This window comes from Promicromonospora sp. NPDC090134 (assembly GCF_044746965.1).
In the GTDB taxonomy this organism is placed as follows: Bacteria; Actinomycetota; Actinomycetes; order Actinomycetales; family Cellulomonadaceae; genus Promicromonospora.
In genome coordinates this window covers 383,086-398,096 of the sequence record NZ_JBIVCZ010000006.1, presented here as the reverse complement: position 1 = coordinate 398,096, position 15,011 = coordinate 383,086, and the positions used below count along the sequence as shown (strand labels likewise).

Sequence of the window (15,011 nt, the reverse complement as noted above, 5' to 3'; positions counted from 1 at the left end):
GCCGAGCGCTGAGGGAAGTGCCGCTCCCGTGGCTGGCCACATGAACGGGCCAGCATCGCGACCCGCCGCCGGGAGCCCCTCGGCACGGCGGCGCAACGGTTCGAGCACGACCACAGGCGGGGTCGACGCAGCCTTGTGCACAGGGCGTCCGGCACGGCGGCACCCGAGCGTTACCCGCCCGGCACGCTCGTGTCCATGAAGGTGACCTCTACCCAGGACGGCGTCGCCGTCCCAGAAGTACTCCTGGCACGCGAGCAGGACAAGAATCAGCTGGCACTCGCCAGCCGCCAGGGCTCGTTGATCCGCATCCGCCGGGGTGCCTACTGCGATCCGGACGCCATCCGGACGGACGGTCCCGCCTCGGCTCCGCGCGAGAAGCGGAACCGGGAGCTCGCCCGCGCCCGGGCGCTGCACCGGCAACTGCGCTCGGAGGCGGTGTTCAGCCACACGACGGCGGCGCTCCTTCTGGGCTGTCCCGTATGGACCGTGCCTGACCGCACACACGTCTACCAGCGCTACCGCCCCTCGAGCCGCGCGGCGAAGGACATCGTCCGACACGTGGGCACCGTTCCGGCCGACGCCGTCGTCACCGTGCATGGTCTTCCGGTGACGTCGCTCGTGCGTACCGTCGTGGACTGCGCGCTGACGCTGCACCCGCTGGAAGCCCTCGTCATCGCCGACTTCGCGCTGGGCCAGGACGTCGACCGCGCCGAGCTCCTGGCGGAACTCGGTATCCGGACCGAGCGGCGCGGCGTCCGGCGCGGCGTCTGGCGCGGCGTCCGGCGCGCACGGCTGGTCCTCGAGCTGGCGGACGGCGGCTCGCACTCACCCTGGGAGACATGGGTGCGCTACGAGATGCTGCGGACCGGCCTGCCCAGACCTGCCACCCAGATGCCCGTGTCGACCGACCGTGGCCTGTTCCACACCGACCTCGGCTACGAGCAGTGGAACCTGGGCATCGAGTTCGACGGCCTGATCAAGTACCGACCGGACGGCGTCGGCGCCGGTCACGACCCCGCACGCGAGTACATGAACGAGAAGAGTCGTGCCGAGGCGATCCGCAGGGCAGGGATCACCGTGGAACGCGTCGCGGCGTCCGACCGCAGTGACGTCCAGTCGATGCTCGCCCGCCTCACGGCCCACCTGCCACCCCACGTGCTGCAGCGAGCCTGGATCAACCCCCTCCTGCCGCCGTCCTGACCACGGCAGTTCGCTCCGGGTGGCGGCAGTTTGCCCTGCAAACTCGGCAGTCTGCATCGAGGTCGGCACAGGCCTGTGCCGACCTGGGCGCAGACTGCCGACGTCGCAGGAATGTGCCGACCTCAAATATTCAGGTGCGCCGCGTCCGGAGGGCGTGCGATGCTCGTCGCACGGTCACCGGGTCAACCCCTGAGGCGCTCGCTGACCGGCCAGCTCATCAGGTAGGAACGGCTCCGGCACGTGCGTTCGAGCACGGTGCGGACAGGAAGGAGGCAGTGATGGACGACGTCGTTCGCGCGGCTGCCTTCGCGGCAGCAGACGCCACTGTCACCAGGAGCACCCGGGACTGATCCGGCGATGCTCCAGCATCAAGGAGCACCGACTTGCCCCGTTTTCCCGAAGCACCCAAGCCCGCCCTCATCCACGCTGCAGCCGGCAGAGGCGGCAGGTCCGACGTCTGGTCCGCCGACGACGAGCGTCGACCCGCCCGCCGTACGCGGGTCGGCCGCGAGGACCTGGAGGGCTACTACCCCACGGCTGTGGACGACGCCGACCAGCTCGGCCTGTCCGACGTCGTCCCGCACGACCCCACCCAGCCGCACCACGACCAGCCCGACCCCACCCAGCCAGACCCCACCCAGCCCGGCCCCGGGCAGCGCTGGTCCACCTGGCGGTCGGTCGCCAAGGGGGCCCGCGGGCCCGAACCGCTGCCCGAATGGGTGGTCACCCGCGACGCCGCGCTCGACACCGAGCTCGGCATCCTCAAGACCGGGAAGGAGGCCGACGCGTTCCTCGTGGAGCGTGCGGTCCCGGAGGGCGCGGGCCCGGCGTCCGACGCCCCGGACCTGGCGCTCGACCAGGCGGCCACCCGCTGCCTGCTGGTCGCCAAGCGGTACCGCAGCCTGGAGCACGGTCAGTTCCACCGCGGGTCGGAGTACACCGAGGGCCGCACCGTGCGGCGCACGCGCGACCAGCGCGCCATGGAGGACCGCAAGTCCGCCTGGGGCCGTGCGGTGTCCGCCACCCAGTGGGCCGACGCCGAGTTCGTCGCCCTGCGTGAGGCCTGGCAGGCGGGCGCGCCCGTGCCCTACCCCGTGCAGATCGACGGGACCGAGGTGCTGATGGAGTTCATCGGCACCGAGGAGACCGACGAGCTGGGCCGCACCCAGGCGGTCGCCGCACCGCGCCTGACCCGGGTGCGCCCGTCGGACGACCTGCTCGAGTCGTACTGGGACCAGCTCACACACGGAATGTCCGTGCTGGCCCGGCTCGGCCTCGCGCACGGCGACCTGTCGCCGTACAACATCCTGGCCCACGGCGAGCGGCTGGTCATCATCGACCTGCCGCAGGTCGTGGACCTGGCGGCCAACCCGTTCTCGAGCGACGTGCTGCTGCGCGACTGCCGCACCGTGTCCGACTGGTTCATCGCCCGCGGGCTGGACGTCGACCCGGACGCCCTGTTCGCCGACCTCCTGGCGCAGGCGTTCTGACCGGCACGGCGAACCCCGCCGAACGTGTCAGACGTACAGGCCCCTCGGGTGACCTGTACGTCTGACACGTCGAAGGGCTCACTCCGCCGGGGTGACCGGACCGCAGGTCCAGGACGAGAACACCAGGTCGGTCTGCACCCGGCCCACCTCGCCGCGCGCGGTGAAGTCGAGCACCAGGCGCTGCAGCTCGTCGGTGTCGGCGCAGGCCACGTTGATCAGGAAGTCGTCGGGCCCCGACACGTGGTGCACCGCGCGGGTCTGCGGCAGCCGGCGCACCCACTCGACGAACGGCCCCAACAGGGGCCGCGAGTGCGTGGTCAGCCGCACCATCAGCATGGCCTGCAGCCCGCGCCCGACGGCGGCCGGGTCGATCGCGGCGTGGTACCCGCGGATCACCCCCGCGTTCTGCAGTCGCTGGATGCGCGCCAGGCAGGTCGACGGCGCGACACCGACCCGCTGCGCGAGCGTCTTGTTGGGGAGGCGCCCGTCGTTCTGCAGCTCGATCAGCAGGGCCCGGTCCACCGAATCCAGGAGCACGTTCTGGGTCATGGGCCGAATATCTAGCACGCCGCGGCGCCGTCGGACAGCGAGAATGCCGATAGTCACCCATGAGCATGCATTCCTGGACCACGCGCGCCGTCCACGCCGGCAAGGACGACCTCGCCGCGCTCGGGCTCCATGCCCCGCCCATCGACCTGTCCACCACCTACCCGTCGCACGACGTCGTCGCGGAGGCCACCCGCCTGGACGAGTTCGCCGAGGGGCACGACGACGGCGGTCCGCCCGTCTACGGCCGCGTCGCCAACCCGACCGTGCGCCGCTTCGAGAACGCCCTGGCCGAGCTCGAGGGGGCGGAGGCCGCGGTCGCGTTCGCGAGCGGCATGGCCGCGCTGTCGGCGTGCCTGCTGACCCAGGTCGCGGCGGGCCGGCCGCACGTCGTCGGGGTGCGGCCGCTGTACGGCACGACCGACCACCTGCTCGACTCCGGGCTGCTCGGCACGTCGGTGACGTGGGCGACGCCGGAGGACGCGGCGTCGGCCATCACGGGCCGGACCGGGCTCGTGGTCGTGGAGAGCCCCGCCAACCCCACGCTCGACGAGGTGGACCTGCGCGCGCTGACCGACGCCTGTGCGCCGGTGCCCGTGCTGGTGGACAGCACGTTCGCCACGCCGGTGCTGCAGCGACCGCTGGAGCAGGGGGCCGCGATGGTGCTGCACAGCGCCACGAAGTACCTGGGCGGGCACGGCGACGTCATGGGCGGCGTGGTGGCCTGCGGCGAGGAGATGGCCCGGTCGCTGCGTCAGGTCCGGTTCGTCACCGGCGCCATGCTGCACCCGATGGCGGGGTACGAGCTGCTCCGCGGCCTGGCGACGCTGCCGGTGCGGGTGCGCGGGGCGGCTGCGACCGCGGCTGAGCTGGCCCGCCGGCTGGGCGAGCACCCGCGGGTGACCCGGGTGCACTACCCGAGCATCGGCGGGGCGATGGTGTCGTTCGAGACGTCGGCCGACCCGGTGGCGCTGGTCTCCGCCGTCCGGCTGATCACCCCGGCCGTGAGCCTCGGCAGCGTGGACAGCCTGATCCAGCACCCGGCGTCGCTGACCCACCGGATCATGGACGAGGTGTCCCGCAAGGAGGCGGGCATCTCGCCGGACCTGGTGCGCCTCTCCGTGGGGCTGGAGGACGTCGAGGACCTGTGGGCCGACCTGGACCAGGCGATCGACCGCGCCGCCCGGTGAGTTCGCGTGACGTGGTGGCCCGGGCGTCGTCCGCCTACCGTGAGGGCATGACCAGTACCCCGTACGACCAGGACGACCTGCTCACGTTCCTTGTCGGCTACGGCGTCGCGCTCGGGTCGGGCGACCTGGAAGCCGTGACCGAGAGCCTCGGCTACCCGTCGGTCGTGGTGCAGGCGGACCAGTCCCTCGTGGTGCCCGACGCCGAGGCTGCGCGCGCGAGCCTCGGCAGCATGCTCGCCTCCTACCGCGAGCAGGGGCTGGTCGCCGCCGTGCCCGAGATCAAGGCGGTCGAGCAGCTGGGCGACGCGCTGCTGTGGGTCGACGTGCGCTGGAGCTTCAAGGACGAGAACGCCTCGGAGGCCACGGCGGACCGGGCGCGCTACCTGCTCCGCCGGGGCCGGGAGACGTTCGAGCTGTGCGTGGTCGTGCCGGTCGAGGAGTAGCCCTCAGGCCGGCACGATCTCCCGCCGCATGTGCCACCGGGTCAGGCGCCCGCTCGTGGCGTCGGTCGGCGCCAGCCGGTCGAAGCCCGCTCGCTCGAACATCGCGACCGTACCGACGAACGCCGCGCTCACCGGGACCCGGCGCCCGTCCTCGGGCTCCACGGGGAAGGCTTCGAGCGCTGTAGCCCCGTGGGCTGCGGCGTAGTCGACCCCGGCGTCGAGCAGCGCCCGGGCGACGCCCTGCCTGCGGAAGCCCGCGCGCACCGTCACGCACATGAACACCCAGGTGGTGGGCCAGGTCTCCGGCTCCCCCACCGGCAGCACGCGGGAGCGCTGCAGCGACCGGGCCGCCGACCGCACCGAGAAGCCGAGCCAGCCGGCGACCTCGCCGCTGTCGAGGTAGGCGAGCATGCCCGGCGCGGGCTCCTCCTCCGTGAGCGCGCGCAGCCGGGCGCCGCGCGTGGTCACGTCCTCCTTCGCCGGCGCGCGCCAGTGCATGCACCAGCACGCCTGCTCGCGCCCGCTCGGGTTGAGGACGCGCGCGATGTCGTCGAACCGGTCGGCCGTGGCGGGCACCACCGCGATCTGGGCCTTCTCCTCCGGGGCCATTCTCGGAACCTACTCCCCGTCACCGACACGCGCGTCCAGTCGGCGCTTGGCACACTATTTATCGCCACCGCGGCGCCCGCGCCTCGGCACTTGCCTCCCGGCCGGACCTGTGACCTAATATAAGTGTCCACTTATTGAAGGAGTGAGCATGTCCATCACCATCGACCCCGTCGCCACCGCCGGCCTCGTCTCCCGCGAGGTCCGCGACGGCAGCCGGGACGGCACCCCGACCAAGATCGCCGTCGCCCGGCGCACCTACGACGCCGAGCAGTCGGACCTCTGGCAGGCGGTCACCTCACCCGAGCGCATCCCCCGCTGGTTCATGCCGGTCAGCGGCGACCTCAGCGTCGGCGGCCGCTACCAGCTCGAGGGCAATGCCGGCGGGCTCGTCGAGCGCTGCGACGCGCCCGAGTCGTTCGCCGTCACGTGGGAGTTCGGCGGCGGCGTCTCCTGGGTGGAGGTCTCCCTCACGCCCGCCGACGGCGGCACCACCCTCGAGCTGCTGCACGAGTCCCCCGTGGACCCCGACTTCTGGACCCAGTACGGCCCGGGCGCCGTCGGTGTCGGCTGGGACCTCGGCCTCCTCGGGCTGGGCCTGCACCTCGCCACCGGCGCCACGATGGACCCCAAGGAGTCCGAGGCGTGGGCCCTCTCCCCCGAGGGCGTGGAGTTCGCGCGGCACGCCAGCGCCGGCTGGGCCGACGCCGCGATCGCCGACGGGGACGACGCCGACGCGGCACGGGCCGCGGGCGAGCGCACCCTGGCCTTCTACACCACGCCGGCCCCGACGCCGGAGGCCTGAGTGCCGGCGGCCGCGGCCGCGCCGGGGGACGACGGCGGACCGGACGGCGGACCCGCTGGCGCGCTCGACGCGGCCCGGGCCGGGGTGTTCGAGGCGCTCGGCGACCCGGTCCGGCGTCGGCTGCTGGAGCTGCTCGTCGCGGGCGAGCAGCCGGCCGGCGCCCTGGTCGCCGCGCTGCAGGCGCGCGTGCGCATCACACAGCCGGCGGTCTCGCAGCACCTGAAGGTGCTGCGCGAGGCCGGCCTGGTGCAGGTGCGCGCCGAGGGCACCCGCCGCCTCTACGCCGTGGACGACGCCGGGACCGCCGCCGCCCAGGCCTGGCTCGCCCGCTTCGAGGACACGTTCGCCCAGCCGCTCGACGCCCTGGCGACGGAGCTGGCCCGCGGGCGCCGGGACCGCCGTCGGGCAGCAACCCGGGAGGAAACCGCCCAGGGCGAGGCGGCCGGTTGACTCTGCGCCCGCCGGCGTCGGCGTGTCAGACGCTCAGTCACTCTGGTGACCTGAGCGTCTGACACGTGCTGGTTCCAGCGTGTCAGTAGCGCTTCGGGAGCTTGAGGTGGCGCTCCGCGATGATCGTGCGCAGCAGGTCCGGCCGGTCGGTGATGAGGCCGTCGACGCCGATGTCCATCAGGGACTCGATCGTGGCGCGATCGTCGACGGTCCACGGGATCACGTCCATGCCCGCGCGGTGCGCGGCGCGGACGAGCTCGGGCGTGGTGAACGGGACGTAGCCCGGGTCGGACACGCTGCCGCCCTGCGGGTCGCCGTGCACGGGCGAGACGGCGTCGGCGCCGAACGAGGCGGCGGCCGCGACGAACTTCTGCTGGATCGAGCCCGGGAAGTCGTCGATGTCCAGGCCGCCGAGCCACGGCGACGCACCCTCGACGCCGACCTGGAGAAACTGCTGGCCGTTGGTCAGCGCCACCAGGCCGAAGCGCGGCTCGACCTGGCTCATCCGCATGAGCGAGCCCCAGTCGAAGCTCTGGATCGTCACCTGGTCGACGAGCCGCGCCGTGCGCACCTCACGCGCGACGACCTGCACGAACTGCTCGCGCGGCGCCGTCTGCTCGGGGGCGCCCGCCTCGACCTTGGTCTCGATGTTGAGCATGACCTGGTGCGCCCGGTGCCGGTTGACCAACGCCAGGACCTCCGACAGCAGCGGCATCCGCTCGCCCGGATGCAGCTCCTGCCCGGGGAACTGCGGCTGGCGCAGCGACCCGCAGTCCAGGGTGCGGACCTGCGCGAGCGTGAGGTCCTTGATGTACGTCTTGTTGGGCACGTAGGGGAACTCGGGGTCGCCCGGGAACGCCGGCTGCGTGTCGACGCACTTGGCCGGGCTCGGGTCGCGGTCGTGGGTCACGACGGCGTACCCGTCCTGCGTGATCTGCACGTCCAGCTCGAGCGTGCTGACCCCGAGCGCGAGGGCGTTGTCGAACGCCGGAAGCGTGTTCTCGACGGTGAGCGCGATGCCGCCCCGGTGGGCCTGGAGGTCGAAGGTGCGGTCGCGGTGCGCGGCCGAGCGTGCGGCGTCGCCCGCGTCGGCGGACAGCGCCGACGCCGGCGCGGCACCCAGGGCCAGCGTGCCCGCGAGGGTCACGGCGAGGGCTGTGGTGATGCGGCGTTGCTGGGTGGTTCTCATGGGTCAGAGCCTGGACAGGTCCCGTGGCCGGGTCATGGCGGCTCGCCGTCAGGCGGGCGACGCCGACGTGAACGCCCGGCGACGTGCGTCCGGGCGTCTCCTGCGCGCCCACCCCGGTACACGTACCGTGCAGTGGTGGAGTTCATCGAGGCGGACGGGCTCCGGATCGCCTACGACCGGGCCGGCGAGGGGCCCCTCCTTGTTCTCGTGCACGGCGCCGCCGAGGACTGCCGCGTCTGGCGGTTCCAGCTCGACGGGCTGGCCGACGAGCTCACGGTCGTCGCCTGGGACGAGCCTGGGGCCGGCCAGTCCTCCGACCTGCCCGAGGGCTTCGGCCTGGCCGGTTACGCGGACGAGCTGGCAGCGCTGATCGAGTCGCTGGGGCTCGGGCCCGCGCACGTCGCCGGCGTGTCCTGGGGCGGCACCGTGGCGCTCGAGCTCTACCGCCGCCGTCCCGAGCTCGTGGTGACCCTGATCATGATCGACACCTACGCCGGCTGGAAGGGGTCGCTGCCCGCGGACGAGGTACGGGCGCGAGCTGCCGGCGCACGCAGGATGCTCGCCGCGCCTCCCGCGGAGTTCGACCCCACCTTTCCCGGGCTCTTCGCCGGAGCTCCGCCGGCGGAGCTCGTGCCGCTGCTCGCCGACGTCGCCGCAGACGTCCGCCCGGCCACCCTCGCCCAGCAGCTGGGCATCATGGCGGAGGCCGATCTGACCGACCTGCTGCCCCGGATCGACGTCCCCACGCTGCTGGTCTGGGGACGCCTGGACGCGCGCTCCCCGCTCACGGTCGCGAGCCAGTTCGAGGCGGCGATCGGTGACACCACGCTCGTCGTGATCGAGGGCGCGGGCCACCTGAGCCATCTGGAGCGTCCCGAGCAGGTGAACGACGCCGTCCGCGACTTCTGTCGCGCCCACCCGCCCGGCGCAAAGCGGTAGAAATCACCGCGTGGGGGTACCGTTCTCAGGTGGCTCATCTGGACTGGGAGATCAAGGCAAGCCTGCTGATGTACGTGATGGGGGCGCCTGGCGGCCGCATCGTGCAGGACGATGCCGTAGGCGGCAGCGGCGCCTCGTTCCACTTCCCGCTCGACCCGGAACGCACCCCCGACCCGTCCCCCGAGGGCACGTCGTTCGCGTTCACCGGCTCCGTGATCTTCATCGGGCACTTCGGCTCCTTCGTCGGCGAGGTCGCCGACATCGAGGTCGACGCCCCCGCCGACGGCGGCCCCGACTGGACCATGTCCATCCGGGACCGCGAGTCGGACGTGCGCACGGTCGCGTTCCGCCTGGCCGGCGCGCCCGAGCGGTCGGACGACGGCACCCGCCTCACCTGGCAGCAGGTCGAGCTCACGGAGGACGGCGCGAAGCTCTGGGGCGGCAGCTACCCGGTGGCGACCCCGTTCGAGCCGCTGACGATCGACCTCTCCTGACCCCTTGGCCACACCGGGTCAGGAGACGGGCGGGGTGACGTCCACCGCCGTCAGACGGGTCGCCTGGTCCGGGGTGAGCGGCAGAGTCATCGCCGCGATCGCCGTCTCCAGCTGGGCCGGCTTGCTGCCGCCCAGCATCGGGTGGATGCCGCGGGCCGTCAGCCAGGCGAGCACCACCTGGCCGCGGGACGCGCCGAGCTCGGCCGCGACGTCGTCGAGCACGGCCAGCCGCCGCGTGGTGCCCGGGTGGTCGAAGACCTCGGGGATGGGCTTGGCCGGGTTGTCGTACGCGCCGGACAGCAGCGGCGTGTAGGCCCACACGTCCAGGTCCTCGACGGCGGCCAGGTCGACCAGCTCGTCGTCGAGCCAGCCGAACCGGTGGTTCCCCGTGAGGGTGCCCGGGCGCGGCTGGAGGTAGCTGTAGGCGTGCTGCACCACGCTGAACGGTTCCTCGCCCCGCCCGACGGCGTGCCGGCGAGCCCGCTCGACCCGCCACGCGGGGTGGTTCGAGGTGCCGATCCGGGCCACGACGCCGTCGGACACGAGGGCCGCGCAGGCCTGGGCCGTCTCCTCGACCGGGACCGAACGGTCCTCCATGTGGGCCCAGGCCAGGTCGACGTGGTCGGTGCCGAGCCGGCGCAGGCTGCGGGTGAGCTGTTCGCGGACCGCGGCGGCCGAGAGGCCGGTGCGGGAGGCAGGCCAGACGGCGGCGTCGCGCGGCTCGGCACCGAACTTGGTGGAGAGCAGCACGCGGTCGCGCATGCCGGGGCGCGCGGCGAGCCAGCGGCCGATCATCTCCTCGCTCTGCCCGCCGTAGCCGGACTCGCTCGCCCAGAAGGAGTAGCAGTCGGCCGTGTCGATCCAGCGGCCGCCGGCGTCGACGAACTGGTCGAGGAGGGCGAACGACGTGGGCTCGTCCACCGCGGTGCCGAACATCATGGCGCCGAGCACCAGACGTGCGGCGGGCGGGGTGTCGTGGAGGGTGGTGTGCTGGGCGGTGCTCTGGGTCGTGGTCATGAGAGCAGCGAAAACCCTGGAGCGCGCTCCAGGTCAAGGGCAGGATCAGAACATGATCACGTACTCGCCCGCGCAGGCCGCCGAGGTCTCCGGTTTCAGCATCGACACGCTGCGGTACTACGAGCGTGAGGGCATCCTGCGGCCCATCGCGCGGACGTCGGGCGGGCACCGCACCTACACGCAGGACGACCTGGGCTGGCTCGACCTGGTGCACTGCCTCCGCGACACCGGCATGCCGATCGCCGACCTCAAGCGCTACGCCGAGCTGTCGCTCGACGAGGCGACCCTCGCGGCGCGGGTCGCGCTGCTGGAGGAGCACGACCGGCGGGTCCAGGAGTCGATCGACGCCCTGCGCACCCAGCAAGAACGCCTCAGGGAGAAGATCGCCTGGTACCGCACCCAGGGTGTCTAGGTCGAGCACAGCAGTTGCTGCCAGACCGGGGCCCGCACCGGCAGCAACTGCTGTGGTCAACGGGTTGCCGATCCGGCGCGGACTTTTCTCTGATCGGCGGAGGTCCGCTGGTAGGTTTTCCGGCATGACGTCACCAGCACCCGGCGTCGGCGAGGTCGCGCCAGCGGCCGTCGGCCCCGGTCCGGTCCCGTCAACGGATCCCGAGCCCGCAGCAGGCCCCCCGCCGACCCCGGAGCTCGCGCCGGTCCCCGCCCCGCCGGACGAGGATCCGACCAGGGAGCTCGCGCCCGTACCCGCTCCGCCGAGCGCGGACGACGCCGCTGAGCCCGCGCCCGGACCCCAGGCCGAACCGGAGCCCGAGACCTCACCGGTCGCGGAACCTGAGCTGTCCTCGGGCGGCGACCCCGAGCCCCTGGCGGAGCCCGGCCCGGTCCCCGTCCCGCCGTCCGAAACCGTGGCGGAACTCGCGGCGTCCGGTGCGGAAGCCGAGCCCACGCCCGAGCCCCTGCCGGATCCGGAGCCGGACGCCGAGCCCACCCCGGAGCTCCCGCCCGCCCCGCCTGCCGACCTCGCGCCGCCCGCCCCCCGCGCCGCCCCGCTGCCGATGCGGCCGGTGCGGCGCATCCCCGCCAGCGGGGAGCGCCTGGGCCGGTTCACGCTCGCCGAGGCGCTGGGTCACGGCGGCTTCGCGCACGTGTACCAGGCGCAGGCCGACGACGGCACCGAGGTGGCCCTCAAGGTCCTGACCGGCCTGCACGACGACGCCCGGGAGCGTTTCGCGCAGGAGGCGCACCTGCTGGAGCGGCTGGACGGCCGGGGCTTCCCCCGGTTCGTCGAGGCCGGCCTGGACGCGACGCAGCCCTGGTTCGCGATGGAGCTCGTGCCCGGCACCACGCTGCGCGACCGGGTGCGCGAGGAGGGGCCGCTGTCCGGCCCCGAGGCGCTGCACCTGGCCCGGCAGATCGTCGACGCGCTGCTCGTGCTGCAGGAGGAGCGCTGCCTGCACCGCGACCTCAAGCCGGCGAACATCATGGTCGACGGCGACCGCGCCGTGCTCATCGACCTGGGCATCGCCAAGGTCTTCGACGCCGCGACCTCCACGCAGCCCGCCGGGACCATGGCCTACATGGCGCCCGAGCTGTTCGGACGCCGGGTGCACCCGCGGTCCGACGTGTACAGCCTGGGCCTGCTCCTCGTGTACGCGAGCACGGGCGCGCTGCCGCTGGACCTGAACTTCCTGGGCCGGGACCTGACGCCCGCCGACCTCGTGGAGGAGGAGCCGGCCGGCGTCGTGCCGGACGACGACCCCCTGCCCGAGCGCCCGGCCATCGACCGGCACCTGCAGTCCCTGGTCCTGGCCATGACGCGGTACCAGCCGAACCACCGGCCGCCGCTGGAGAACATCGCGAGCGTGGTGCGCGCCCGGATCGCGAGCGCGACTCCCGACCCGACGCTCCTGCTCACCTCGCAGCTCGTCAGCGACGGTGTGACGGCCGCCGAGGTCGCCGCGCTCCCGGCGACGGACGTCCTGCCCGGCCGGGGCCACACCAAGATGTTCCAGCACGACCTCGACCGGGCGGACGAGGTCACGCCCACCCGCGTCCCGGAGCCCTGGCACGCCCTGGTCTACGACCGGGCGCTGATGAGCGTGCTGACCGAGGTGCACGCGGACGGGTTCGACGGCGCCGCGGAGCAGGTCGTGGCCGACCATGTCGCGGAGATCGGCGCGGAGGTCGCGGGCGGCCGCACCCCGGCCGAGATCAAGGACTGGATCTGGCTGGCGATGCGCTGGCGGGTCGCCGCTCCCCCGGACGGGCACGCGGACACGCTGCGCGGCTGGCGGGCGTTCCGCAGCCCCGAGCCCGCGCCGGCGAGCAAGCGGGCACCCGTCACCAGCCGGCCCAGGTCCGTGACCCCGGTCGGGTCGGCCGCGGCGGGGTCCGCCGCGGCGCCGCCGTCGGCCACGGCGACCCAGGTGGTCCGCAGCCAGGTTCCGCCGCCGCAGTCGTTCCAGCCGCGCAAGAGCCCGGTGAAGCACCTCGGCCCCGCCCCGCGGCAGGCCGCGCCCAGCCCGTCCCTGCGCGCCACCCGGCCGATGCCCGCGGTGCAGCCGGGCAGGCAGCCGACGGCACAGCCCGGCGCGCGGCCGACGCCGCAGCCCGCCCGGCAGCCGGCCGTGCAGCCCACCGCCGTCCAGCGGCCCGTCGTGAACCGGCCACCAGGCGCGCAGCCGGCCCAGCCGCAGGCCGCACCACCGGCCCGGCCGCAGGGCAAGCAGCGCCCCGCGGTGCAGGCCCCGGTGGCGCCGCGCAGGCGGCCGTGGCCGCTGCGGCTGCTCGGCGCCCTGCTGCGCTGGGTGCCCCGGCTGCTGCTCCTGGCAGCGGTGTACGTGCTGGTCACGCAGGACGCCCAGGGCGGAGACCCGTTCCTCGCCGCGCCGGCCCTCGGGACCGCCGCGTTCGGGCTGGCCGTGCTGCTGCGCCTTGCCGGGCACCGCATGTGGGTCTGGTTCTACGTGCTGTCCGCGGTGCTCGTCGCCGCGGGCTCCGCGGTCATGTGGGCCAACAGCACGGGTCAGCTCGTCCTGGGCTGACGAGGCACGCCACGTGTCCGGCAGCCTGCCGGAGCGATCAGCGCAGACGCAGCGAACGGTTCCAGACGAGCTGCAGGGTCTCGACCACCTGGTCGATGTCCTCGCCGCGGGAGGAAGCGACGTAGAACTCTCGCTCGGTCATCCCGACGAGCGCCCGCACCATCGCCGGCAGGTTGTCCGTCTCCGCCGGGTCGTCCCCGGCTCCGCCGCGGACGAGGTCGACGGCGCTGCGCTCGATCTGGCCCCGGGCGTCGCCCCAGAGCTCGCCGATCACCGGGACGCCGGGAGCGAGGTCGACTGCCGCGCGCAGCACCGCCCCGTGCGCCTTCCAGAGCAGCGACGTCCGGCGGATCGCCTCCGCTATGGCCTTCGCGGGTGACGCGTCGAGCTGATCGCTCGTGGCCACGCCCGACGTCATCTCCACGGCCGCGCGCCGTACCAGCGCCGCGAGCACGTCGTTCTTCGAACGGAAGTAGAAGTACAGCGCCGCCCTGGTGATGCCGGCGGCGTTGGCTATCGACTCCACGGTCATGGCGTCCGCCCCGACGTCCCGGAGCTGCCGCTCCGCCTCGTCGAGGATGGCCCGCTCGCGCCGCTCCCCCTTGGACGGTGCAGCGACCCGACGGCCGTGCTCGTCGTACACATAGGGAGGCACGGCCCCAGGCTACAACGGCCTGCGCACCCGCACGCGGACCCGGCCCCGTGTGAGCGACATCACCGCACACCGAGAATCAACAGCGTGTCAATTATTTCTGTCGCGATGTAGAGTCGATCGCATGACCGATAGCTCCAAGCTTTTCCTCGTGACCGGTGTCAGCTCCGGCTTCGGCCGCGCCTTCGCGGTGACCGCGATCGCGGCGGGCCACACGGTCGTCGGGTCCGTCCGGCGGCCCGACGACGCGGAGGCGTTCCGCGGGCTGCACCCGACCCGCGCGCTCCCTGTCGTCGTCGACGTGACCGACGACGACGCCGTCCTGGAGACCGTCGAGCGCATCGAGCGCGACGTCGGACCGATCGACGTCGTGATCGCCAACGCCGGCTACGGCCACGAGGGGATCCTCGAGGAGTCCCCGATGTCAGAGCTCCGCAGGCAGTTCGACGTCAACGTGTTCGGCGCGGTGGCGACCATCAAGGCCGTACTGCCGTACATGCGCGAGCGGCGGCGGGGCCATGTCCTGGGCGTGACGTCGATGGGCGGCCTGATGACGGTTCCCGGGCTGGCCTACTACCACGGCAGCAAGTACGCCCTGGAGGGAATCCTGGAGACGCTGGGCAAGGAGGTCGCGGGCTTCGGCATCCACGTCACGGCGGTCGCGCCGGGCTCGTTCCGCACCGACTGGGCGGGCCGCTCCATGGTGCGTACGGAACGTTCCGTCGCCGACTACGACGAGCTGATGACTCCCGTGCGCGCCAACCGGCAGGCGGCGCACGGCAACCAGCTCGGCGACCCGATGAAGGCCGGCGAGGCGGTCCTCAGGATCATCGGCGACCCCAACCCGCCCGCACATCTGCTGCTCGGGTCGGACGCGCTCCGGCTCGTCACCAGCGGCCGCAAGGCCGTGGACGACGAGATCGCGGCCTGGGCGGGCCTCACCCGGTCCACCGATCTCCCGGAGGGAGCCCAGCTCGCGGGATGA

The 15,011-nt window shown here is 73.3% G+C and carries 16 protein-coding genes; 11 read left to right on the top strand and 5 right to left on the bottom strand.

The annotated features are described in order from the left end of the window. Positions 1–195: 195 nt before the first annotated feature. Complete coding sequence (locus ACIPN7_RS18665) at positions 196–1,200, top strand: hypothetical protein (protein WP_400545432.1); 1,005 nt, start codon at positions 196–198, stop codon at positions 1,198–1,200. Between the two features lie 383 nt (positions 1,201–1,583). Continuing rightward, on the top strand, positions 1,584–2,690 hold the full coding sequence (locus ACIPN7_RS18660; RefSeq protein ID WP_400545429.1) for a serine protein kinase RIO: 1,107 nt from the start codon (positions 1,584–1,586) through the stop codon (positions 2,688–2,690). A 78-nt stretch (positions 2,691–2,768) separates the two neighbouring features. Here ACIPN7_RS18660 and ACIPN7_RS18655 read toward each other — a convergent pair whose 3' ends face one another. Then, positions 2,769–3,239 carry an Lrp/AsnC family transcriptional regulator gene (locus ACIPN7_RS18655; protein WP_400545426.1) on the bottom strand — a complete coding sequence of 157 codons (471 nt, stop codon included), beginning with the start codon at positions 3,237–3,239 and terminating at the stop codon, positions 2,769–2,771. A gap of 59 nt (positions 3,240–3,298) precedes the next feature. Between ACIPN7_RS18655 and ACIPN7_RS18650 the strand changes: the two genes are divergently transcribed. Both ACIPN7_RS18650 and ACIPN7_RS18645 read left to right on the top strand, forming a co-directional pair. After that, positions 3,299–4,426 carry a trans-sulfuration enzyme family protein gene (locus ACIPN7_RS18650; protein ID WP_400545423.1) on the top strand — a complete coding sequence of 376 codons (1,128 nt, stop codon included), beginning with the start codon at positions 3,299–3,301 and terminating at the stop codon, positions 4,424–4,426. A gap of 47 nt (positions 4,427–4,473) precedes the next feature. Further along, the gene (locus tag ACIPN7_RS18645; protein WP_400545421.1) at positions 4,474–4,869 is read left to right on the top strand and encodes a hypothetical protein; all 396 of its coding nucleotides are present in this window, start codon (positions 4,474–4,476) and stop codon (positions 4,867–4,869) included. A gap of 3 nt (positions 4,870–4,872) precedes the next feature. Here ACIPN7_RS18645 and ACIPN7_RS18640 read toward each other — a convergent pair whose 3' ends face one another. Next, positions 4,873–5,478, bottom strand: coding sequence for a GNAT family N-acetyltransferase (locus ACIPN7_RS18640; RefSeq protein ID WP_400545418.1), 606 nt, complete (start codon positions 5,476–5,478; stop codon positions 4,873–4,875). A 148-nt stretch (positions 5,479–5,626) separates the two neighbouring features. On the opposite strand from ACIPN7_RS18640, the gene ACIPN7_RS18635 reads away from it, so the two are divergent. Beyond that, positions 5,627–6,280: an SRPBCC domain-containing protein gene (locus ACIPN7_RS18635; RefSeq protein WP_400545415.1), complete on the top strand. Its 654-nt coding sequence runs from the start codon at positions 5,627–5,629 to the stop codon at positions 6,278–6,280. Further along, on the top strand, positions 6,281–6,730 hold the full coding sequence (locus ACIPN7_RS18630) for an ArsR/SmtB family transcription factor (RefSeq protein WP_400545412.1): 450 nt from the start codon (positions 6,281–6,283) through the stop codon (positions 6,728–6,730). A gap of 82 nt (positions 6,731–6,812) precedes the next feature. Here the strand turns inward: ACIPN7_RS18630 and ACIPN7_RS18625 are convergent, their stop codons facing one another. Beyond that, on the bottom strand, positions 6,813–7,919 hold the full coding sequence (locus tag ACIPN7_RS18625; protein ID WP_400545409.1) for a glycerophosphodiester phosphodiesterase family protein: 1,107 nt from the start codon (positions 7,917–7,919) through the stop codon (positions 6,813–6,815). A 135-nt stretch (positions 7,920–8,054) separates the two neighbouring features. On the opposite strand from ACIPN7_RS18625, the gene ACIPN7_RS18620 reads away from it, so the two are divergent. Further along, complete coding sequence (locus tag ACIPN7_RS18620; protein WP_400545406.1) at positions 8,055–8,858, top strand: alpha/beta fold hydrolase; 804 nt, start codon at positions 8,055–8,057, stop codon at positions 8,856–8,858. Between the two features lie 29 nt (positions 8,859–8,887). Beyond that, entirely contained in the window at positions 8,888–9,352 is a 465-nt protein-coding gene (locus ACIPN7_RS18615; RefSeq protein WP_400545403.1) for an HtaA domain-containing protein, read from the top strand. Positions 9,353–9,370: 18 nt separating this feature from the next. On the opposite strand, the gene ACIPN7_RS18610 is transcribed toward ACIPN7_RS18615, so the two are convergent. Further along, positions 9,371–10,369, bottom strand: coding sequence for an aldo/keto reductase (locus ACIPN7_RS18610; RefSeq protein ID WP_400545400.1), 999 nt, complete (start codon positions 10,367–10,369; stop codon positions 9,371–9,373). 52 nt (positions 10,370–10,421) lie between these two features. On the opposite strand from ACIPN7_RS18610, the gene ACIPN7_RS18605 reads away from it, so the two are divergent. Both ACIPN7_RS18605 and ACIPN7_RS18600 read left to right on the top strand, forming a co-directional pair. Beyond that, positions 10,422–10,781 carry a MerR family transcriptional regulator gene (locus tag ACIPN7_RS18605; protein WP_400545397.1) on the top strand — a complete coding sequence of 120 codons (360 nt, stop codon included), beginning with the start codon at positions 10,422–10,424 and terminating at the stop codon, positions 10,779–10,781. 124 nt (positions 10,782–10,905) lie between these two features. After that, a complete protein-coding gene (locus tag ACIPN7_RS18600) occupies positions 10,906–13,374 on the top strand; it encodes a protein kinase (protein ID WP_400545394.1) in 2,469 nt (822 codons plus the stop codon). Positions 13,375–13,411: 37 nt separating this feature from the next. Here the strand turns inward: ACIPN7_RS18600 and ACIPN7_RS18595 are convergent, their stop codons facing one another. After that, a complete protein-coding gene (locus ACIPN7_RS18595; RefSeq protein WP_400545391.1) occupies positions 13,412–14,029 on the bottom strand; it encodes a TetR/AcrR family transcriptional regulator in 618 nt (205 codons plus the stop codon). A 121-nt stretch (positions 14,030–14,150) separates the two neighbouring features. Between ACIPN7_RS18595 and ACIPN7_RS18590 the strand changes: the two genes are divergently transcribed. After that, positions 14,151–15,011: an oxidoreductase gene (locus ACIPN7_RS18590; RefSeq protein ID WP_400545388.1), complete on the top strand. Its 861-nt coding sequence runs from the start codon at positions 14,151–14,153 to the stop codon at positions 15,009–15,011.

Bases quoted from the DNA above. Each gene is read 5' to 3' on its own strand.
- ACIPN7_RS18610 (WP_400545400.1), bottom strand. From the start codon at position 10,369: ATGACCACGACCCAGAGCACCGCCCAGCACACCACCCTCCACGACACC.
- ACIPN7_RS18650 (WP_400545423.1), top strand. From the start codon at position 3,299: ATGAGCATGCATTCCTGGACCACGCGCGCCGTCCACGCCGGCAAGGAC.
- ACIPN7_RS18605 (WP_400545397.1), top strand. From the start codon at position 10,422: ATGATCACGTACTCGCCCGCGCAGGCCGCCGAGGTCTCCGGTTTCAGC.
- ACIPN7_RS18600 (WP_400545394.1), top strand. From the start codon at position 10,906: ATGACGTCACCAGCACCCGGCGTCGGCGAGGTCGCGCCAGCGGCCGTC.
- ACIPN7_RS18640 (WP_400545418.1), bottom strand. From the start codon at position 5,478: ATGGCCCCGGAGGAGAAGGCCCAGATCGCGGTGGTGCCCGCCACGGCC.
- ACIPN7_RS18655 (WP_400545426.1), bottom strand. From the start codon at position 3,239: ATGACCCAGAACGTGCTCCTGGATTCGGTGGACCGGGCCCTGCTGATC.
- ACIPN7_RS18665 (WP_400545432.1), top strand. From the start codon at position 196: ATGAAGGTGACCTCTACCCAGGACGGCGTCGCCGTCCCAGAAGTACTC.
- ACIPN7_RS18625 (WP_400545409.1), bottom strand. From the start codon at position 7,919: ATGAGAACCACCCAGCAACGCCGCATCACCACAGCCCTCGCCGTGACC.
- ACIPN7_RS18590 (WP_400545388.1), top strand. From the start codon at position 14,151: ATGACCGATAGCTCCAAGCTTTTCCTCGTGACCGGTGTCAGCTCCGGC.
- ACIPN7_RS18645 (WP_400545421.1), top strand. From the start codon at position 4,474: ATGACCAGTACCCCGTACGACCAGGACGACCTGCTCACGTTCCTTGTC.
- ACIPN7_RS18635 (WP_400545415.1), top strand. From the start codon at position 5,627: ATGTCCATCACCATCGACCCCGTCGCCACCGCCGGCCTCGTCTCCCGC.